This window comes from Brevundimonas sp., assembly GCF_013912065.1.
In the GTDB taxonomy this organism is placed as follows: Bacteria; Pseudomonadota; Alphaproteobacteria; order Caulobacterales; family Caulobacteraceae; genus Brevundimonas.
Map to the genome: position 1 here is coordinate 1 of NZ_JACESA010000003.1, position 19,311 is coordinate 19,311.

The 19,311-nt window shown below is 68.3% G+C and carries 18 protein-coding genes; 15 read left to right on the forward strand and 3 right to left on the reverse strand.

The window, feature by feature from the left end; genetic code table 11:
- From H2037_RS03280 to H2037_RS03290, 3 genes are all read left to right on the forward strand, one after another.
- The coding region (locus H2037_RS03280) for an AlkA N-terminal domain-containing protein (RefSeq protein WP_292117665.1) at nucleotides 1-341 on the forward strand (341 nt) is incomplete at its 5' end.
- Nucleotides 338-877, forward strand: coding sequence for a methylated-DNA--[protein]-cysteine S-methyltransferase (locus H2037_RS03285; protein ID WP_292117667.1), 540 nt, complete (start codon nucleotides 338-340; stop codon nucleotides 875-877). The genes H2037_RS03280 and H2037_RS03285, both read left to right, overlap by 4 nt.
- Before the next feature lie 92 nt (nucleotides 878-969).
- Nucleotides 970-1,368 carry a host attachment protein gene (locus tag H2037_RS03290; RefSeq protein WP_292117669.1) on the forward strand — a complete coding sequence of 133 codons (399 nt, stop codon included), beginning with the start codon at nucleotides 970-972 and terminating at the stop codon, nucleotides 1,366-1,368.
- A 2-nt stretch (nucleotides 1,369-1,370) separates the two neighbouring features.
- Here the strand turns inward: H2037_RS03290 and ilvA are convergent, their stop codons facing one another.
- Nucleotides 1,371-2,885 carry a threonine ammonia-lyase, biosynthetic gene (ilvA, locus tag H2037_RS03295; protein WP_292117672.1) on the reverse strand — a complete coding sequence of 505 codons (1,515 nt, stop codon included), beginning with the start codon at nucleotides 2,883-2,885 and terminating at the stop codon, nucleotides 1,371-1,373.
- A 432-nt stretch (nucleotides 2,886-3,317) separates the two neighbouring features.
- Here ilvA and H2037_RS03300 point away from each other — a divergent pair, with 432 nt between their 5' ends.
- From H2037_RS03300 to nadC, 6 genes are all read left to right on the forward strand, one after another.
- Nucleotides 3,318-4,061: a hypothetical protein gene (locus H2037_RS03300; protein ID WP_292117674.1), complete on the forward strand. Its 744-nt coding sequence runs from the start codon at nucleotides 3,318-3,320 to the stop codon at nucleotides 4,059-4,061.
- Nucleotides 4,054-4,263: a helix-turn-helix domain-containing protein gene (locus H2037_RS03305; RefSeq protein ID WP_292117676.1), complete on the forward strand. Its 210-nt coding sequence runs from the start codon at nucleotides 4,054-4,056 to the stop codon at nucleotides 4,261-4,263. Before H2037_RS03300 ends, H2037_RS03305 begins: the two co-directional genes overlap by 8 nt.
- Before the next feature lie 84 nt (nucleotides 4,264-4,347).
- On the forward strand, nucleotides 4,348-5,427 hold the full coding sequence (nadA, locus tag H2037_RS03310; protein ID WP_292117678.1) for a quinolinate synthase NadA: 1,080 nt from the start codon (nucleotides 4,348-4,350) through the stop codon (nucleotides 5,425-5,427).
- A 58-nt stretch (nucleotides 5,428-5,485) separates the two neighbouring features.
- Nucleotides 5,486-6,352: a site-2 protease family protein gene (locus tag H2037_RS03315; protein WP_292117680.1), complete on the forward strand. Its 867-nt coding sequence runs from the start codon at nucleotides 5,486-5,488 to the stop codon at nucleotides 6,350-6,352.
- Complete coding sequence (locus H2037_RS03320; protein ID WP_292117682.1) at nucleotides 6,349-7,863, forward strand: L-aspartate oxidase; 1,515 nt, start codon at nucleotides 6,349-6,351, stop codon at nucleotides 7,861-7,863. Before H2037_RS03315 ends, H2037_RS03320 begins: the two co-directional genes overlap by 4 nt.
- Nucleotides 7,860-8,720: a carboxylating nicotinate-nucleotide diphosphorylase gene (gene nadC, locus H2037_RS03325; protein ID WP_292117684.1), complete on the forward strand. Its 861-nt coding sequence runs from the start codon at nucleotides 7,860-7,862 to the stop codon at nucleotides 8,718-8,720. The genes H2037_RS03320 and nadC overlap by 4 nt, the downstream gene beginning before the upstream one ends.
- 26 nt (nucleotides 8,721-8,746) lie before the next feature.
- Here the strand turns inward: nadC and H2037_RS03330 are convergent, their stop codons facing one another.
- Complete coding sequence (locus H2037_RS03330) at nucleotides 8,747-9,862, reverse strand: cell wall hydrolase (protein ID WP_292117686.1); 1,116 nt, start codon at nucleotides 9,860-9,862, stop codon at nucleotides 8,747-8,749.
- 507 nt (nucleotides 9,863-10,369) lie between these two features.
- Here H2037_RS03330 and H2037_RS03335 point away from each other — a divergent pair.
- Both H2037_RS03335 and H2037_RS03340 read left to right on the forward strand, forming a co-directional pair.
- Nucleotides 10,370-10,555, forward strand: a complete 186-nt coding sequence (locus H2037_RS03335) for a hypothetical protein (RefSeq protein ID WP_292117688.1) — start codon at nucleotides 10,370-10,372, stop codon at nucleotides 10,553-10,555.
- Nucleotides 10,556-10,796: 241 nt separating this feature from the next.
- Complete coding sequence (locus H2037_RS03340) at nucleotides 10,797-11,153, forward strand: DUF6481 family protein (RefSeq protein WP_292117690.1); 357 nt, start codon at nucleotides 10,797-10,799, stop codon at nucleotides 11,151-11,153.
- A gap of 84 nt (nucleotides 11,154-11,237) precedes the next feature.
- Here the strand turns inward: H2037_RS03340 and H2037_RS03345 are convergent, their stop codons facing one another.
- Nucleotides 11,238-14,954 (reverse strand): PAS domain S-box protein, encoded by a 3,717-nt coding sequence (locus H2037_RS03345; protein WP_292117691.1) that lies wholly within the window; start codon nucleotides 14,952-14,954, stop codon nucleotides 11,238-11,240.
- A gap of 133 nt (nucleotides 14,955-15,087) precedes the next feature.
- On the opposite strand from H2037_RS03345, the gene H2037_RS03350 reads away from it, so the two are divergent.
- The 4 genes from H2037_RS03350 (at nucleotide 15,088) to H2037_RS03365 (ending at nucleotide 19,275) form a co-directional block, all read left to right on the forward strand.
- Complete coding sequence (locus H2037_RS03350) at nucleotides 15,088-15,567, forward strand: DNA starvation/stationary phase protection protein (RefSeq protein ID WP_292117694.1); 480 nt, start codon at nucleotides 15,088-15,090, stop codon at nucleotides 15,565-15,567.
- Between the two features lie 96 nt (nucleotides 15,568-15,663).
- Nucleotides 15,664-16,770, forward strand: a complete 1,107-nt coding sequence (locus H2037_RS03355; protein WP_292117698.1) for a cell wall hydrolase — start codon at nucleotides 15,664-15,666, stop codon at nucleotides 16,768-16,770.
- Nucleotides 16,771-16,859: 89 nt separating this feature from the next.
- Nucleotides 16,860-18,797, forward strand: coding sequence for a PAS domain-containing protein (locus H2037_RS03360; protein ID WP_292117701.1), 1,938 nt, complete (start codon nucleotides 16,860-16,862; stop codon nucleotides 18,795-18,797).
- Nucleotides 18,798-18,867: 70 nt separating this feature from the next.
- A complete protein-coding gene (locus H2037_RS03365) occupies nucleotides 18,868-19,275 on the forward strand; it encodes a response regulator (RefSeq protein ID WP_292117704.1) in 408 nt (135 codons plus the stop codon).
- The last annotated feature ends 36 nt before the right edge of the window (nucleotides 19,276-19,311 follow it).

The following is a 19,311-nucleotide window of genomic DNA, read 5'->3' on the forward strand; positions in this document are numbered from 1 at the left end:
GGGCGGGAGGCGGGGCGGGCGGCAAGGCCGACGTCGAGGCGCGGGTGGACGAGTTGAAGGCCCTGCCGGTCGTGCTGGCGCGGGTTCGGCGGGTGTTCGATCTCGCCGCCGACCCCGAAGCGATCACGCGCGACCTGTCGTCCGATCCGGCCTTGCGGGTCGCGCTCGCCGCGCGGCCGGGATTGCGGCCGCCGGGCGACTGGCTGGACGCGGGAGAGGACGCCCCCAGCGACCGGCTGAAGACGGAAGACGCCGCCCTGCTGGCGCGCGCCGAGCGCTGGCGACCGTGGCGCGCCTATGGGGCGCTGTACTGGAACCTGATCGAGGAGACGGGACGATGATCGAGACCAAGACCAAATCGACGCCCCTGGCGCTGACCCTGGACCGGATCGCCTCGCCGGTGGGCGAGATGCTGGTGGCGACGGATGCGGACGGGGCCGTGCGGGCGCTGGACTTTCATGATTACGAAGACCGGATGCGCCGGCTGCTGCGTCGCCACTATGGCGAGGTGGCCCTGACGGAGGGGCGGGCGCCGGAGGCGGTGCGTGCGGCGGTGGCGGCCTGGTTCGAGGGCGACCTGACAGCCTTCGACCGGATCGAGGTGAAGACCGGCGGCACGGCTTTCCAAAAAATGGTCTGGGCGGCGCTGCGAACCATTCCGGCCGGCGAGACCTGGACCTACGGGCGGCTGGCGACGGCGATCGGATCGCCGAAGGCGATGCGGGCGGCGGGGCTGGCGAACGGCGCCAATCCAGTCGCCATCATCGTGCCCTGCCACCGAGTGATCGGGGCGAACGGGACCCTGACGGGCTATGCGGGCGGGCTGGAACGCAAACGCTGGCTGCTGGCCCACGAGGCGGGCGGCAAGCTGCTCTGATCGGGACGGCCGAGTCGAGACCTTGGAAACAGGGGGCAACGGCCTGGCCTCGGGACCGTTACCCAAGGCCATAGTCTGAGAGAGTATCGACGATGAAACTATCCAACGGCGCCCTCGTGGCGGTGGTCGACGGCGAGAAGCTGGCCCTGTTCAAGAACACCAACGGCAGCGAAATCCGCCTGTCGCCGCTTGATGTTCCCGAGATCGAGGACCGGGTTTCGGGCTCGGCGGGTCGACGCTCCAGCGAGGCCAATCCTGACAACGACACCCAGGCGGAGGACGGGTTCGCCATGGGCGTGGCCGGGGTGCTGAACAAATGGTCGGTCACCAACAAGATCGACGAACTGCTGGTGATCGCCGCGCCCCGGACCCTGGGGGAGCTGCGCAAACACTGGCACAAGGAGCTGCAGGGGCGACTGGTCGGCGAGATCGCCAAGGACCTGACCGGCCACAACAGCGACCAGATCGCGGCGGCCATCGACAAGGCTTGAGCTCAACCCCCGTCCAGGAACAGGCGGCAGGCGGGATTGGCGGTTTCGTCGACGTAGGGGTAGCCCAGGTCGGCGAGGGCGGCGGTGAGTTGGGCCTGTTCTTGCGGCGGGACGCTGACGCCGGCCAGCACCCGGCCGACGTCGTCGCCGTGATTGCGGTAGTGGAACAGGGTCAGGGCCCAGGCGGGCTGGAGGCTGTTGAGGAAGCGCAGGAAGGCGCCGGGGCGTTCGGGGAACTGGAAACGCAGGATGCGCTCGTGGGGCAGGCCGACGGTGCGGCCACCGACCATGTAGCGGACGTGCAGCTTGGCGGTCTCGTTGTCGCTCATGTCCTCGACGGCGTAGCCGCCGGAGCGAAGGGCGGCGATCAGGTCGTCGCGCTCGTGCGGGCCGTTGCGCAGGGCGACGCCGACGAAGATCTGGGCCGCGCCGTCGCCGGACCAGCGATAGTTGAATTCGGTCACCGAGCGGCCGTCCAGGCTGTCGAGGAAGCGGCGGTAGTCATCGCGGTCGTCCTTCATCGCCACGGCCAGCAGGGCCTCGGCGCCCTCGCCGATCTCGGCCCGTTCGGCGACGTGACGCAGCCGGTCGAAGTTCAGATTGGCGCCCGAGTTGACGGCGACCAGGGGCCCGGCGCCCGGATGGGCGGCGGCCCAGGCCTTGAGCCCGGCCAGGGCGACCGCGCCCGAGGGTTCGGCGATGGCGCGGCTGTCGTCGAAGATGTCCTTGATGGCGGCGCAGATGGCGTCGGTGTCGACCAGGACGATCTCGTCCAGCAGGTCCTTGCACAGGCGGAAGGTGTGATCGCCGGCGCGGCGCACGGCGACCCCGTCGGCGAACAGGCCGACCTCGTTCAGGGTCACGACCTCGCCGGCGTCGATGGCGGCCTTCATGGTGGGGGCGTCGACCGGCTCCACGCCGATGACGCGGGTGTCGGGGCGCAGGAACTTGACGATCGCGGCGACGCCGGCGGCCAAGCCCCCCCCGCCGATGGGGACGAAGACGGCGTCGATGGGGTCGGCGTGCTGGCGCGCGATCTCAAGACCCACCGTGCCCTGGCCGGCGATCACATCGGGGTCGTCGAACGGGTGGATGAAGGCGGCGCCGGTCTGGCCTTCCAGATGGCGGGCGTGGGCGTAGGCCTCGTCGAAACTGTCGCCGTACAGGACCACTTCGCCGCCCAGGGCGCGGACGGCCGCCACCTTGATGCCGGGTGTGGTGGTCGGCATGACGATGACGGCGGGAATGGCGCGGCGCGCGGCGGCCAGGGCCACGCCCTGGGCGTGATTGCCGGCCGAGGCGCAGATCACCCCCCTGGACAGTTCCGCCTGGGTCAGGCCGGCGATCTTGTTGTAGGCGCCGCGAATCTTGAACGAAAACACCGGCTGCAGATCCTCGCGCTTCAGCAGCACGGGCCGGTCGAGCCGAGCCGACAGGCGACGCAGCGGATCAAGAGGCGTTTCCTCGGCCACGTCATAGACGCGGGCGGTGAGGATGCGGCGGATGGTGTCTTGCATGAAAATATCGGGAAGTCGGCATTCTGCGGAATGAAGTCGGCCGTTGTCTAGGCGAACCTGTGGAGTTTGGGAACGGTTCTTGCTGTCTGCGGCGGCGGCGTTTGGCGCAAAAACATGGTGACAAAGCGCCAAAGGCGCCAAACCTGCCAAACCTCCCCCAAGGGACGGCTCCCGATGAAGGCGATCAGGCGCGGAACTGGAAGACGCGGTTTTCATCGCGTCTATCATAAGGGTGGTCCGCGCTCAGGCTGGAAACGCGCCTGAACAATTCCGCAAGGCGTTGAAATCACGAGGCGGAGACCAGCGACATTGTGGGCGATGGGCGGTTGAACCTCTCATAGACGATCGCATCAGAAGCGGGGGCGCCAAGCGCTCTTGACGCGCCGTGTAACCTGCGGGTTATATGTCACCTGTAGGTGACGCGAGGCGGTGATGGACGATCAGGAAAGACGAGAAGGGCCGACCGTGGGTGAGGCGGACTGGAATGCGGAGCGGGTCGCTCTATCGAAGTCGAGAGCGCGGGCGCGGTTGAAGCGCATAAAGCGCGAGGGATTCTTTCTGGTCGGCCTGGCCGTGGCCGCCTTCGGGTTGATGATCGTGGCGGCGACGATGAGGGCGTCCGCGCTCTTGTCGATGGCGGGAGTCGGGCTCGGTCTCGCCGTCCTGGGTCTGACACTGGTTTTAGCGTTCGATCTTTGGGGGCGACGCGAAGCGGATCTCGAGACCGCAGCGGGCGGGTTGGACAGGGACAAGGTTCAAAGCGCGGAGGCGTTGAACCTGGTCTGTTTGTCAGCGCTTGGTCTGCTTTATACGGCCTTCGGGGTGGAAGCGGCCAGGCGGATCGCGTCCGGCGTGGGCGATTTCGACGACTGGAAGCCGGCGGTGGCGTCCCTGGCGATGCCTCTCGCCGTCATGAGCGTGATGTTAGGGGGCAAGGTGTGGCGAAGGCGCGCCGGGGCCAAGCCCGAGGCTGCGGACGAACTCACGATCCATTTCCGCGGAAGCGCGACGGCTTGGGCCTTCCGGGTGTCGCTGGCGTCGGTCGCCGCCCTCTACATCGCCGGTCTCTTTCAGGCGCCCCTGACGGTCGCGGGGATGCCTGCTGTGTTCGAGGTCGCCGCCCTGACCGCCGCGCTGCGCTACTGGTGGCTGGATCGGCAGGCGTCGCGTGGCTGAGCCCCGGCTGGCCGTGCGGCTGAAGGAGGTTCGGACGGCCGCCGGCCTGACGCAGCAGGAACTGGCGGACCGGGCCAGGCTGTCGCGCAAGACGGTGAACACCATCGAAAACCGGGTCTTCACCCCCTCGGTGGTGGTGGCCCTGACGCTGGCGCGGGCCCTGGATGTGCCCTTGGGCGATCTGTTCGAACTGATCGACTGAACAATCCCCTTGCGCCCGGCTCCCATCGGCCTACATTGGATGTGCTTATGCTAACTTTGAGCATAAGGTCGATAGGAGAAGGTCATGGCTGACGGCGCCTTTGGTCTGACGAAGGAATTGGAGCGGGAGACCGCCGGAGTGTGGGCGAAGGTCAAGGACCATGTCACGCCTCTGGAGTGGCCCCGGCAGGCGGCGTTGATCAGCGAGATCAACCGGCTGAAGCGCGAGCGCGACGCCGTGATCCTGGCCCACAACTATATGACGCCCGAGATCTTCCACGGGGTCGGCGACTATGTCGGCGACAGCCTGGGCCTGGCCAAGGAGGCCGCGCGGTCGGATGCGAAGGTGATCGTCCAGGCGGGCGTGCACTTCATGGCCGAGACCTCGAAGATCCTGAGCCCGGAAAAGACGGTGCTGATCCCCGATCTGCGGGCGGGATGCTCGCTGGCCTCGTCGATCACGGGGGCGGATGTACGGCTGATCAAGCAACGCTATCCGGGCCTGCCGGTCGTGACCTATGTAAACACCACGGCCGATGTGAAGGCCGAGACCGACATCTGCTGCACCAGCGCCAACGCCGTTCAGGTGGTGGAATGGGCAGCGAAGGAATGGGGCGTGGACCGGGTCATCCTGATCCCCGACGAATATCTGGCGCGTAATGTCGCGGCCCAGACGACGGTCGGCATCATCGCCTGGAAGGGCCGGTGCGAGGTGCACGAGCGGTTCACGGTGGACGACATCGCCGAGATGCGCGCCGCCTATCCGGGGGCCGAGATCCTGGCCCACCCCGAATGCCCGGAAGACGTGCTGGCGGCGGCGGATTTCGCCGGATCGACGGCGGCCATGACCGACTATGTCGAGGCGCGGCGGCCCAAACAGGTGGTGATGATCACCGAATGTTCGATGGCCTCGAACGTGGCCGGCGACGTGCCGGGGGTCCAGTTCATCGGCCCGTGCAACCTGTGCCCGCATATGAAGCGGATCACGCTGGAGAATATCCGCGACTGCCTGTTGCACATGCAGTTCGAGGTGACGGTTCCGGCCGAGATGATCGATCGCGGGCGGATGGCCGTGCAGCGGATGATCGACCTGCCGCCGCCCGCTGTTCCCGCCCGTTATGACCTGGTCAAGGCCCGGCATCACGTCGATGTGGAGCTGATCTGAGCGTGACGCGGCGATCGGTCCCGGCGACGGGACGGTCGACGGCGCCCATCTGAACCCCATGAGCAATACAGACACACCCGCCCGCACGCCCGGTCACGCCCCCGGCCCCTGGGACATCAAGCCCGAGGAGGCCGCCGCGCGCGAGGCGGCTCAGGTCCAGGCGGCCGAGGTCGATACGCCCGTCGAAAAGGGCCAGAGCCTGATCTGGGTCCTGCTGTCCACGGCCCTGATGGGCGGCTTCCTGTGGTGGATCACGGGCAGCGCCATCGTAGCGGGGGCGGTGCTGATCGGCCTGTTCGTGCACGAGGCGGGTCACGCCCTGGCGATGAACAGGTTGGGGATGGGGCCGGCGCGCGTCTATATCATTCCCTTCCTGGGCGGCCTAGCCAAGGCGCAGCGCGCGCCGCGCAGCGAGTGGGACGGGGTGCTGGTGTCGCTGGCCGGACCGGCCTTCGGTCTGCTGGCCATGATCCCCTTCGTCGGGGTCTGGGCCGTGACCGGGCAGGGGGAGTGGCTGATGGGCGCCTTCTTCATCGCCATGCTGAACCTGGTGAATCTGGTTCCCGCGCCGCCGCTGGACGGATCAAAAGCCCTGGGGCCGGTGCTGACGCGGGTGCATCCTCGGCTGGAGCAGATCGTGCTGCTGGCGATCGGCGTGGCCGTGGTCTGGTGGGGTCTGTCCACGGGGCGGTTCATCCTGGCCGTGTTTCTGGCTCTGTCGGTGTTCAGCCACCTGAAGCGCGGCGTCTGGCGCGCGGCCTGGGGGACGCTGAGCTGGCCCGAGGCGGGCAAGAGCCTGGCCCTCTATCTGTTGACCCTGGCCCTTTGCGCGGCGGCGGCCGTGGGCGCGCTGACGCCGATGACCGAGGGCGACCCGGTCGGGGCGGTGCGGCTGGGCCTGAACTATCTGGGAGTAGGTCGATGAACCGAACGCGGCATGACGGCCCCCTGATCGTCGGCGGAGGCCTGGCAGGCCTGTCGGCGGCGCTGGAGGCGGCGCGGGCCGGGGCGAAGGTTCTGGTGGTGACGCCCGAGCCGCTGTTGAACGCCTGTTCGTCGGCCTGGGCGCAGGGCGGGATGGCGGCGGCCCTGACGGCGGCGGATTCAGCGGAGTTGCATGCGAAGGACACCGAGGCGGCCGGGGCGGGTCTGGTCAAGCCGGACGCGACGCGGGCCCTGACGGCGGCCGGGCGCGAGACGGTGGAATGGCTGGCGGCCCTGGGCGCGCCGTTCGACCGGGACGCCGAGGGCGGCTTCGTCGTCAGCCTGGAGGCGGCCCATTCGGTGGCGCGGGTGGCCCGGGTGGGCGGCGACGGCGCCGGACGGGCCATCCTGTCGGCGGTGGTCGCGGCGGTGCGGGCCGAGAAGCTGATCGAGGTCTGGGACGATGCGCGGCTGAAGGGCCTGGCGCAGGACGAGGACGGCCGGGTGGTCGGGGCGGTGGTCGCGCGCGGCGACCGGCTGGTCGAGATCACGGCCACGGCGGTGGTGCTGGCGACCGGCGGGGCCGGCGGACTGTTTGCAGCGACGACGACGCCGGCGGCGCTGAAGGGCGAAGGCCTGGCCCTGGCGGCGCGGGCGGGGGCGGAGATTCTGGATCCCGAGTTCGTGCAGTTTCACCCCACGGCGATTGATGTGGGCCTGGACCCCGCGCCCCTGGCGACCGAGGCGCTGCGGGGCGAGGGCGCGCGCCTGATCGACGGGGCGGGCCAGTTCCTGCTGGGCGCCGAGGACGACGCCGACCTGAAGCCGCGCGACGTCGTGGCGCGGGCGGTCCATGCGGCGAGGAGCGACGGCCGTGGCGCCTATCTGGATGCGCGCACGGCCATAGGCGAGGCGTTTCCGCACGAGTTTCCCGCCGTCTTCGCCGCCTGTATGCGCAGCGGTCTGGACCCGCGCGTCAGCCCCATACCGGTGATGGCGGCCTGTCATTATCACATGGGCGGGATCGCCGCTGACGCGGACGGGCGCACGACGGTCGCGGGCCTCTATGCCGTCGGCGAATGCGCGGCGACTGGGGTGCACGGGGCCAACCGACTGGCGTCCAACTCCCTGCTCGAGGCGGCGACCTTCGGCCGGCGCGCGGGGGCGGCCGTGGCGGGCGAGACGGGGGGCGGACGACCTCTGCCCGTCGTCGTGTCGCCGGACCTGCCCGAAGCGGCCATGGCCGACCTGAGGACGGCGATGACGGCCCATGCGGGGGTGGTGCGCGATGCGAACGGCCTGTTGAACCTGATCGCCCTGATCGACCAACTCGAGAGCCGGCACGGGGCGACGGCGTCGCTGCTGGCGGCGCGGCTGATCGCCCAGGCGGCGCTGGATCGGCGCGAGAGCCGGGGCGGCCATTATCGCGCCGACTATCCCCAGACGGATACCGCGGCGGAGCATACGCGCATCCGGCTAGCCCAGCCGGCGACGCTGGAGGCGGCGGAATGAGCCGGACCTTGCCCGATCTGCTGATCGAGCCGGTCGTGCGCCTGGCCCTGGCCGAGGATCTGGGCCGGGCCGGAGACGTGACGGCCCAGGCCTGTATCCCTGAGGGGGCGCGGATGAAGGCGGCCTTTGTCGCAAGGAAGCCGGGCGTGCTGGCGGGGATCGATTGCGTGCGGCTGGCGGTGCTGGCCCTGGACCCGAAGGCCTCGGTCGATCTGCGGCTGAGCGATGGCGCCGCCTTCGAGGCAGGGGCCGTGCTGGCGGTGGTCGAGGCCGACGCCCGCGCCTTCCTGTCGGCCGAGCGGACGGCGTTGAACCTGGTCGGGCGGCTGAGCGGCGTGGCGACCCTGACGCGGGCCTATGTCGAGGCGGTCGCCGGGACGAAGGCGCGCATCGCCGATACCCGCAAGACCACGCCGGGCCTGCGGGCGCTGGAGAAACATGCGGTGGCGTGCGGGGGCGGGATGAACCATCGCTTCGGCCTGGATGACGCCATCCTGATCAAGGACAACCACGTCGCCGTCTGCGGCGGGGTCGCCGAGGCCGTGCGTCGCGCCAGGGCCTTCGCCCCCCATCTGATGAAGGTCGAGGTCGAGGTCGATGGGCTGGATCAGCTGGACGACGTCCTGGCCCTGATCGACGAGGGGGTGGCGCCGGACGTGGTCATGCTGGACAATTTCAGCCTGGACGACCTGCGCGCCGCCGTCGCGCGCGTCGCCGGGCGGATCACGCTGGAGGCCTCGGGCGGGGTCGATCTGACGACGGTGCGCGGCATAGCCGGGACCGGGGTCGATGTGATCTCGGTCGGCGCCCTGACCCATTCGGCCCCAGTGCTGGACATCGGCCTGGATGCGCTGTGACCGGGCCGATGTCTGATCGGTTCTGATCAGGCCGGTTTGGCGGCGTCCGCGGCTTCGGGCTTGCCGGAGATGGCGGCCGAGGCGGCGTCGGCGGTCGTGACCGGGCGCGCGGTGCGGACCGGGGCCTCGACCGGCCGGGCGGCCGGGCGAGCGGTCGACTGGATCGCAGCCGGAGCGCGGGGCGCGGTCGCCTCGGGCTGGGCCGGGGCGGGGGCTTCCGGAGCCGACAGGCCTTCCTGGGCCAGGACCAGCGAATAGGCCACGGCCTGTCCCGCCTGCCGTGCAGCCTCGACCGGGTTCAGGCCCGCCTGGATCAGGCGCGGCTGATCATTGGCCGTCGAGGGGCTGGCGGCGTAGGTGAAGGATGCGCTGGAGCCCGAACGACCGCCGAAGCGGTAGAAGAGGTGGCTGCCGACCTGATTCACGCGGATCAGCGAGTTGCGCCAGGTGGGCGATACGCCGGTCGTGTGGAAATGGGTGGCGTTGCCGACGCCGGCATAGACCGAGCCCGACAGGGCGCCCGATGCGATGGTCCGGGCGCGGTTCCAGGCGGCCTGGTTCACCCGGCCGCGCATCGCGCCGTTGCAAGTGAACGAGAACTGGCAGCCGGTGCGGCGGGCGGCGCCCTGATAGACGACGCCGCAGATGGTCTTGGGGAAGGCCGGGTGACGGACGCGGTTCAGCACCACCTGGGCCACGGCCTGCATGCCGGACCGGCCTTCGCCGCGGGCTTCGTAATAGACGACCTGGGTCAGGCAATCGAGATCGCGGCTGGCGTCGAGCGCGTGATCCATGCGGAACGGCTTGGCGCCGACGGGCGTGGTCAGATTGGCGCGACGCAGGTTGGGATCGCGGTTGTCGCTCAACTGGTCCAGACGGGCGGCCAGGAGTTCGGCCTGGCGGTCGCGCTGAGCGGACCCGGCGCTGGTATAGGGATCGTGTCGGCGAGCGATCGACAGGGCGCTGGCGTCCAGGCCGCCGGCGGCGGCCGAGAGGGCTTCTTCGGTGAAACCGGCGGCGGTGGCACCCTGAATCCGTTCGGCCTGGGCGTGCAGCGTCGTCGCGCGCGCCATGGTCCCGCCCAGATAGGCGCCGCCGATCGCCAGTCCCACCAGACCGCCAAAGGCCGCTGCGGCCGTCATGGGCTTGATTTTAGCCACACGATCGGCGCGCGAAACGGCGCGCGTCTGCGAGGAATGCGACAACGAGTTAGTCCTGTTCAGCAGGGCGAGAAACGCTGCCCCCGGGTAGTTTCGCCTGCGGGGCGACTCTGACGGTCGCGTTCCGGCCTGCGATCGACGCACGGCTCATTCAGCCCTGACATCGACGAGGGGGCTGTATAGCGAAGTTTGTGACCCGAATGTGGCTGATTCGCAAGCGGGCGGTTAAGGGTTCGAAAGGATTAGGTATTTTTGCTGTAACGCAGGGCGGCCGTGACAATCCGACGGGATGCCGGAAAGTCTATGACGGGAATACTGTATTCAGTTGCATCATATCTTAATTGTCGGCTGTCACAATCCAGGACATCAGCTAAACGGCAGGGCGGCGTCTGTTTACGGGGCAGCCTCGGCGCGTATTCGCAACTTGGCTGACGATAGGGAACCTGAAGGGCGACGCAGCGTTCAAGCTCCACCTTTGGAGGAAGTCACATGTCGCGCATCATCGTCACGACGTTTGCGGTCGCTGGAGCCCTGGCCCTGGCCGCCTGCGGAACCACTATCGAACAGAAGGCCGCCAGCGGCGCGGTCGCCGGGGCCGTGGTCGGCGGACCTGTGGGCGCCGCAGTGGGCGGAGCCGCCGGAACCGCCGTCGGCCAGGCTCAGAAACCGAACTAGGCCCGGCCTAGGCAAGCCAGCGCCCTTGCACCAGCGAGGGCGCGACCTATCTGCATCACTGGCCGGACGATGCGTGCAATCAGCACGCCAAACTCACGGTCTGCCCGATTTCGCCGCGCTGAACCTTGCTTTTGGCGCGCTTATCGGCTTTGTGCCCCCCGCTTCGGGACGTGCTTTTTCGTCGCCGCCCGACCCCCGATGGCCGCCCCTGGCCGATCACAAGGAACCCTGACGCTTTCGCATGAAAGATCTGAAGACCGGATTTACCGACCGCCTGACCGCCCAGCAGGACGCCAAAAAGGCCCTGCTCGCCAAATTCAAGCCGAAGGCCGCCGCCCCCGACCCCGAATTCGAACGCCTTGCCGAAAAGCGCGCCGCCGAAAAGGAAGCCCTGCGTCAGCAACATGAGCTGGCCAAGGCCGAACAGCGCCGTGAGAAGGCCGAGAAGGAGGCCGCCCGCATGGCCGCCGACCTGGCCGCCCAGGAAGAGATCGACGCCGAGAAGCGCGCCGATCGCAAGGCGCGCAAGCAATTGACCAAGGAAGAGCAGAAGGCCAAGCGGGACGCCCGCTACGCCGCCCGCAAGGCGCGCCGCTAAGCGGCAAGCCCTTCATCGAGATTGGCGCGTCGCGGTCTCCGCGGCGCGCTTTTCTTTGTCTGGTCCTGTCCCGGCTGCCAGGGACTATTCAGCAGGAAGGGCGGACCGTCCGTCGATGACGCCGCGCAGCTGTTCCGTCGAATAGGGTTTGCGCAGGAAGGGCCAGGGCGTGTCGGCCAGAACCTGGTCCACGTCGTCGCCGACATAGCCCGAGGTGAGCGCGATACGCATGTCCGGCCAGGTCTTGGCCGCCTCGCGAGCCAGTTCCACACCGCTCATGCCGCCCGGCATGACGACATCGGTCAGCATCACGTCGAAGCGGGCGGCCCGCAGCGCCTTCAGGGCGTCGGGTCCGCTCTCGGCCAGCTCCACCTCCAGGCCGAAACCCGTCAGGATGTCGAGAGCCACGGCCGCGACGCTGGCGTCGTCTTCGACCAGCAGCATGCGGCTGCCCTTGGCGAATGGAATATCGGCCGCCGCCGGCGGGGCCGCGGCGACGGTCGCCTCCTGGGCGGCGAGCGGCGGCAGATAGAGGCGGATCTCGGATCCACGTCCGACCGTCGAGGCGATATGAACGCCGCCGCCGGATTGGCGCGCGAAGCCATAGACCTGACTGAGGCCCAGACCGGTGCCCTTGCCGATCGCCTTTGTCGTGAAGAAGGGTTCGAAGACACGGTCGATCACATCCGGCGGCATGCCCGAGCCGTTGTCCGACACGGTGACGCAGACATAGTCGCCGGGCGTGAGCTCGGGAACCTGTCCCGGCTCCACCGAACAGGCCATGGTCTGGACCGTGATCCGGGCGCCCTCGCGGACCTGCCCGTCGAGAACCCTGGATGACCCGGCGGTGACGTCGCCCAAGGCGTCTCGGGCGTTGACGACCAGATTCAACAGAGCGGCTTCGAACTGGGCGGCGTCGACGTTCACGCGCGCGCCGCCGCGCTTCAGCTTGACCTTGAAATCGACGGCCTCGCCGACGGCGCGGCGCAGAAGGGGCAGGCCCTCGCGGATCAGTCCGTTCAGGTCGATGGCCTCGGGCCGCAGGGCCTGACGACGGGAGAAGGCCAGCAACTGGTGGGTCAGGCTCTCGCCCCGACGGGCGGCGGCCAGGGCGGCCTCGCCCAGCTTCTTCTTCTTGGCGGGATCGTCCGAGCGCAGGATGATGTCCAGGGCCCCAATGACGACGGTGAGCAGGTTGTTGAAGTCGTGCGCCACCCCGCCGGTCAGGCGGCCGACGGCCTCCATCCGCTGGGCGTGCATCAGATGGGCCTCGGCGGCGTCTTTTTCGGTCAGGGCCTCGGCGACCCGTTCTTCGAGCAGTTCGTTGATGCGTTTGAGATCGTCTTCCGCCCGCTTGGCGTCGGTGACGTCGAGGCTGGCGCCGACATAGCCCTGGAAGGCGCCGGCGGCGTCGAAACGGGGCACGCCCTCGGTGCGGATCCAGCGCAGGCCCAGCGTCGGATGATTGACCCGGGTCAGGGCCTCAAACCGATCACGCGCCTCGAAGGCGCGCATGAAGGCGGCGTCGAACACGGTTTCGTCGTCGGGATGGATCAGCCTGCGCCAGGCGTCGGCCAGCTCGCGGTTCGAACGGATGCCGCAGAAGATGCGATAGCGCCTGTTGGCGAAGACCATCCGGGCCGTGGCGTCGGTCATCCAGATCAGGGCCGGGGCGCTGTCGGCGACGGTGCGGAAGCGAACCTCCGATTCCGTCAGGCGGGCCTGGGCCTCGCGCATGTCGGTGACGTCGAAGGCGACCCCGACGAAACCCACGACCTCGGACCCGGTCAGGCGAGGGCGGGAAAAGGACTTCAGCCAGCGCCATTCGCCGTCATGGCGACGATAGCGAGCTTCCAGCGAGAAGGGTTCGCCCGTGGCCTCGCCGGCCAGGGATTCCCGCAGAATGCGGTCGTGGTCATCGGGGTGCAGGGCCGAGCGCCAGTCCGCGGACCGGGCGGCCTCGTAGTCTGCCCCGAAGAACTCGACGTAGGATTGGTTGACGAAGGCGCGTTCGCGGTCCTGGCGCGTGACCCAGATCAGCACCGGGGCGGTGTCGGCGATGGCGCGGAACCTCTCCTCGCTTTCGCGGGTCTCTATCTCGGCGCGGGCGCGTTCCACCTCGGTCCAGGTTCGGGCGGCGACCCCTTCGATCAGCCGGGCCTCGGCCTCGGTCCAATGGCGCGGCGCCGAAGCATGGACATAGAGGAAGGCGCGTAATCGGCCCGCGCGGATCAAGGGCGCGCGAATCAGGGCGCGGGTGTGGATCGTATCGAAGGCCTCGGTGAAGTCGGCGGTGCGAGGATCGTCCCGCACGTCGTCGATCCGGATGGTGCGCCCTTGAGCGAGATCTGCGATCAGCCCTTCGCCGAAGGACTCCAGGCCGATTTGTTTTCGGGCGTCGGCGCCGGCGACGGTCCACTCCTGGGTCACGAAAACCAGGCCCGTGTCCGGATCGACTTCACCATAGCCCACGCGGTCAGCCTGGATCAGGCGACCGAGGGAAGACTCGACCTCGACCATGATGCGCTCGGGGTCCGAAAGGTCGCGCAACCGGTCGCTGAGGCTGAGCAGGAAGGCCTGTTGACGTTCGGCCCTGGCGGCGGCTTCCACCGCCTCGCGGTTTTCGGTGACGTCGAAGGAAATGCCGGCGTAGCCGAGGAAGTCTCCGGTTCTGTCGAAACGCGGCTCGACGGCGACGCGCATCCACCGCCAAGTCCCGTCGTGACGTCGGAACCGAGCCTCGAACCCATAGGGGCGGCGTGCGGGTCGGGCCTCGGCCTGGGCGGCTTCAACCAGGGCATGATCATCGGGATGGATCGTCTGTTTCCACCCGTGTCCCGACAGGACCTCGGCGTTCGCCCCGTAGAAGTCGGTCAGGGCGATGTTGGCGAACTCGACCGCGCCGTCGACATCGGTCAGCCAGATGGGAGAGGGGGCGGTGTCCGCCAGAAGGCGGAAACGGGTCTCGCTGTCGCGCAGGGCGGCTTCCGCGGCCCGCGCTTCTGTCACGTCGATATTGACGCCGATCATGCCCATGAACCGCCCCTCGGCGTTCAGACGCGGGCGGGCCTCGGTGCGCAGCACGCGCCATTCGCCGTCGTGGCGCCGGTGGCGTCCCTCGACCTCATAGGCGACGCCCTCCCTGTCGGCCTTCTGCTTGACCTTGATGACCCGCTCGCGGTCTTCGGGATGAAGAACGGTTTCGACGGAGAAATCCTGAAGGTCGACCAGCCCGCCCCAGAACAGGCGCTGGTCGTTGTTCAGGTGAACGACGGCGCCCGTCTCATCGGTCATCCAGAGCATGACGGGGGCCAGTTCGCTGATGATCTGCAGCCGCCCCTCGGTCTCGTCGACCCGCGCGTTAGACAGGGACAGGGCCGAGACGACCGAATCCAGTCGCGCCAGGGTCCGGCGTAGCGACGCGCCGACCCAGGTGCAAAACAGGCCGACGATGACGAAATTCACGGTGGCGACGGCGTTGAGGCCGGGGACCATCGGGGAGTCCGGCCCGCTGCTGAGCATGACCAGACACCAGCCGCCGATCAGCGCGGTCGCGACGGCCACGGCGCCGGACAACCTGCCGCCGGCCAGGGCCGCGAGGATGACGCCTGGCAACAGGATCATGAAGCCGGTGATCTCGCCGTAGAAGGCGGCGCCGGCAGCGCGCAGCAGCAGGGCGGCGCCCGCGCCGATCACGCCGATGAGGAGCCGGCTCCGAAGCGTTTCCGACTTCAGCCGGGCGAGCGCCAACAGGCCGCCGTCGGCATCCAGAAATCGTCTGAAGAACGCAACTGCGTTCATGCTGCCCCGGCCCTCGCCACGCCAATCTAATGCAGCGCTTGGTGATGCAACGCTTGTGCGTGATTCGCGTTCCTTCCTGCCATACTCGGACGGGGCCCGTTCGACGTAAAGACATTCACTGATGGAGCGAAGCATGACCGCAACGATCGACACCGGCCTGTCTCAAGCCGAGCGCGGCGACGTCGCCGAACAATTGACACGTGTCCTGGCGGACGCTTACGCCGTCTATTTGAAGACCCACGGCTATCACTGGAACGTGCGCGGCCCGGAATTCTTCGCCCTGCACAATCTGCTGGAGCAGCAATATCGCGATCAGTGGGAGGCGCTGGACGACATCGCCGAGCGCATCCGGGCCCTGGGAGAATTCGCGCCTCAAGGCTATGGCACCTTCGCCAATCTCACCAGCATACGAGACGGGGATCCTGAAAAGGAGGCGCCGGAAATGTTGCGCGAACTGATGCGCGACCACGAGACCCTGATCGCTACAATGCGGTCGGCACTCGATGTCGCGGACAGCGACGGCGACGACGTCACCGTCGATCTGCTGACCCAACGCCTCGGCGCGCACGAGAAGTTCGCCTGGATGTTGCGTTCGACCCTGGGTGGCCGGTAACGCGGTTCTCCGGCGCCTGAAAACCGCCCCGAAGTTCAGACATGTTCCTTACAAGGCGACGTTCCGATGTTCGGAGCGTCGCCTTCTTGGATTTGAATGACGCTCACCCACTGGAAGACGATCTGGACGGCGCTGAAGCGCACGGCGGCGGCTCTGCCCGCGGCCGGCGCGGTGCTGGGCGTGGCCATGGCGGCCGGGTCGAGCGTGCGGCCCGATGTGGATCGCACCGCCGAGGCCGTGGCGCGGGCGACCGGCGGCGACCTGAGCGCTGATGGGATGGACGCGATCCAGCGCCGTCTGACGCCGTCGCAACTGGCCCTGGCGCAACGCCATGATCCCAGCCTGCTGAAACAGGCGATGTTCACCAAGGATGCGCCGATCATGACGGCGGGCGCCCTGCGACCGGCGCGGCCTTTCGTGTTCCAGGGAACCGCCGAAGATCGTCGTCGCGCCCTGCGCTGCCTGACCCAGGCCGTCTATTTCGAGGCGGCGCTGGAGCCGGACGCCGGCCAGGCGGCCGTAGCCCAGGTGGTGCTGAACCGCGTCCGCGATCCCAACTACGCCGACACCGTGTGCGGGGTGGTGTTCGAGGGGGCGGAACGGATCACCGGCTGCCAGTTCAGCTTCACCTGCGACGGATCGTTGTCCCAGGCGCCGGTCGCCTGGGCGTGGGAGCGCGCGCGCAAGGTCGCCGAGAAGGCGCTGAACGGCGAGGTGGCGCGCGACGTGGGGACCGCCACCCACTATCACGCCGACTATGTGAACCCCTGGTGGTCGCCAACGGTGGCCAGGGTGACCAAGATCGGCGCCCACGTCTTCTATCGCTGGAAGGGGATCTATGGCGAAACCGCCGCCTTCCGCGCCGTCTACAAGGGCCACGAGCCCCGGATAGACGAGGCGCGCTTCTCGAGGCCCCGTCCGGGCGTCCAGCCTGGTCAGGCGACCGGAGGCGCGGATCCCGACGCGGCGGTCGAGATCGCGGACGCCACGCCGCTCAAGACGGTCGAGATCGACGGACAGACACGCGTCGTCGGCGTCGCCAGCCTGGGCGGACGCCGCCTGCCCACCCATGACGAGGTGGCCGCCATCAACGCTCGCCTTCAGGCGTTGGAGCCGGCCAAGCCCACATCGCTCGCGACCGAAACCGCGCCGGAGGGCGTCGTGTCGATGCCGGTTGAAGAAGTCGGTCGGCCTTCGAATTAGGTCCGGGCGCACATGCTGATTGCAACGCTTCGAAGGATCCGGGCATTTATGACGACGACCGGGCCGACCGGCCCAGAGAGGACGCCTGTTTGACCTACCCCGATGCTGAATGTCCGCAGTGGGATGAGTCCGAACGTCTGGCGGCCCTTAGAGATTACGGAATCCTGGACAGCGAGCGGGAAGCCGCGTTCGACGATCTGGCGGCCCTGGTCGCCCGCATCTGCGAAACCCCGATCGCCGTGGTCAATCTGATCGACGCCGACCGCCAGTGGTTCAAGGCCGAGGTGGGGCTGGGCGTACGCGAAACGCCGCTGGAGACCTCCTTCTGCGCGCACGCCCTGCTGCAGGAGGACGGCATGGTCGTCCCCGACGCCTCGGTGGATCCTCGGTTCGACGGCAATCCTCTGGTGACCGGAGAGGCGCATCTGCGCTTCTACGCCGGTCGGCTGCTGAAGACCCGTGACGGACTGCCGCTGGGCACTCTTTGCGTGCTGGACACCGAACCCCGGCCCGAGGGCCTGAACGAATTGCAGGAAATGGCCCTGCAGACCCTGGCGGGGCAGGTCATGTCCCAGATGGAGCTGCGGCGCGCCCTGCGTCAGCGCGACGAGAGCGAGAACGCCATCCGCCGGGCGTTGGAGGCGTCGAACTATGTCGGCGCTTGGGACTGGGACATCGTCGCCGATCGGGTGGTGGCCGACGAGCGGTTCGCGGCGGTGTTCGGCGTAGATCCGGCGGTGGCGCGCGCCGGTGCGCCCATCATCGCCTTCACCGGAGCGGTTGACCCGGACGATCAGGAGCGCGTCCAGGCCGAAATCGACACCGCCCTGTCCGGCGACGGCGCCTTCCAGAGCGAATATCGCGTGCGCAGCAGCGAGGGTCGCGTTCGCTGGATCGCGGCTCGAGGGCAGGTCTATTTTGACGATCACGGCGCGCCCACCCGCTTCCCCGGCATCGTCGTCGACATCACGGAGCGCAAACAGGCGGACGCCGATCTGGAGGCGATCGCCGCCCGGCTCCGCGCCAGCGAAGCCCAGTTCCGGGTTCTGGCCGACGCCATGCCGCAGATGGTTTGGTCGACGCGCCCGGACGGTTTTCACGACTACTACAACGCGCGCTGGTACGAGTTCACGGGCGTGCCCGCCGGTTCGACCGACGGCGAAGGTTGGAACGATATGTTCCATCCGGACGATCAGACCCGAGCCTGGGAACGTTGGAACCACTCGCTCGCGACCGGGGAGCCGTACGAGATCGAGTATCGGCTCAAGCATCACTCGGGCGTCTACCGCTGGACCCTGGGCCGGGCGGTCGCGATCCGCAATGACGCGGGGGAGATCACCCGGTGGTTCGGCACCTGCACGGACATCGACGATCTGAAACGGCTGGAGCAGGGGCGCGAACTGGTCAGCCAGGAGCTGAGCCACCGGATCAAGAACATCTTCGCGGTGATCACCGCCCTGGTGGCGCTGTCGGCCCGGCAGTATCCCGAGGCGCGGGCGTTTTCGACCTCTCTACGCACGCGCATCACCGCCCTGGCCCGTGCGCACGAGTTCGTGCGGCCCCATACGGAGACCTCGCGTCCGACCGTGGGCGCCACAACCCTGCACGCCTTCCTTTCGGATCTGTTCAAGGCCTATGCCGATGACGCGGGCCGGTCGCGGGTCGCCATCGACGGCGACGACGCGGTGTTCGACGATCAGGCCGCGACCTCGGTGGCCCTGCTGTTCCACGAACTGGCGACCAATGCCGCCAAATACGGGGCGTTGTCGAACGACGCGGGGAAGATCGAACTGACGACCCGGGCCGACGGCGAACGGTTCGTCCTGACCTGGACCGAAACCGGCGGTCCTCCACTGTCCGGCCCGCCGACCACCACGGGTTTCGGATCCTCGCTGGCCCAGTTGTCGGTCGAGGGGCAGCTGGGCGGCCGACTGGAGCGCCAATGGCGCGCCGAAGGCCTCAAAATTGTGGTGGATTTGCCATCCACGGCGCTTTCTCGCCGACGCGCTGCTGAAAAAGCTCTCTGATTAAACCAAGTTTGAAACTCTTCCCCATAGTCTGCGTTGTGTCCGCTCCCGAACATAAGTTCCAACCCAAATGAACGCGCGTATCCTCATCATCGAAGACGAAGCCCTGGTAGCGATGGAGCTGCGCTTCGTGCTGGAAGATCTCGGGCACGAAGTCGTCGGCGTCGCCGCCACGGCCAAGGTCGCGCGCGACATGGCGCGTGAGATCGACGTCGATCTGGCCCTGGTCGATATCCACCTGTCCGACGGCCCCACCGGCATCGGTCTGGGGCGCGAGCTGGGGCAGGACATGGGGGTGACGGTGCTGTTCATGACCGCCAATCCGGGCATGGTGCGCGAAGGCGTCGCCGGCACGATCGGCGTCCTGTCCAAGCCGACCGACGAACGCGCCGTTCAGACGGCGATCGACTATGCTCTGCGCCGCCGACATGGCGAACCGGTGCAATATGCGCCGCCCGGTCTTCAGCTCTTCGCCTGACAGAGACGCGCCCGGCCTTCAGCCTTCCGAATGAGC

Coding starts and splice junctions, on each gene's coding strand:
- H2037_RS03335 (WP_292117688.1), top strand. CDS start 10,370: ATGTCGCGCATCATCGTCACGACGTTTGCGGTCGCTGGAGCCCTGGCC.
- H2037_RS03350 (WP_292117694.1), top strand. CDS start 15,088: ATGACCGCAACGATCGACACCGGCCTGTCTCAAGCCGAGCGCGGCGAC.
- H2037_RS03315 (WP_292117680.1), top strand. CDS start 5,486: ATGAGCAATACAGACACACCCGCCCGCACGCCCGGTCACGCCCCCGGC.
- H2037_RS03330 (WP_292117686.1), bottom strand. CDS start 9,862: ATGACGGCCGCAGCGGCCTTTGGCGGTCTGGTGGGACTGGCGATCGGC.
- nadA (WP_292117678.1), top strand. CDS start 4,348: ATGGCTGACGGCGCCTTTGGTCTGACGAAGGAATTGGAGCGGGAGACC.
- ilvA (WP_292117672.1), bottom strand. CDS start 2,885: ATGCAAGACACCATCCGCCGCATCCTCACCGCCCGCGTCTATGACGTG.
- H2037_RS03355 (WP_292117698.1), top strand. CDS start 15,664: ATGACGCTCACCCACTGGAAGACGATCTGGACGGCGCTGAAGCGCACG.
- H2037_RS03290 (WP_292117669.1), top strand. CDS start 970: ATGAAACTATCCAACGGCGCCCTCGTGGCGGTGGTCGACGGCGAGAAG.
- nadC (WP_292117684.1), top strand. CDS start 7,860: ATGAGCCGGACCTTGCCCGATCTGCTGATCGAGCCGGTCGTGCGCCTG.
- H2037_RS03320 (WP_292117682.1), top strand. CDS start 6,349: ATGAACCGAACGCGGCATGACGGCCCCCTGATCGTCGGCGGAGGCCTG.
- H2037_RS03285 (WP_292117667.1), top strand. CDS start 338: ATGATCGAGACCAAGACCAAATCGACGCCCCTGGCGCTGACCCTGGAC.
- H2037_RS03300 (WP_292117674.1), top strand. CDS start 3,318: ATGGACGATCAGGAAAGACGAGAAGGGCCGACCGTGGGTGAGGCGGAC.
- H2037_RS03345 (WP_292117691.1), bottom strand. CDS start 14,954: ATGAACGCAGTTGCGTTCTTCAGACGATTTCTGGATGCCGACGGCGGC.
- H2037_RS03365 (WP_292117704.1), top strand. CDS start 18,868: ATGAACGCGCGTATCCTCATCATCGAAGACGAAGCCCTGGTAGCGATG.
- H2037_RS03340 (WP_292117690.1), top strand. CDS start 10,797: ATGAAAGATCTGAAGACCGGATTTACCGACCGCCTGACCGCCCAGCAG.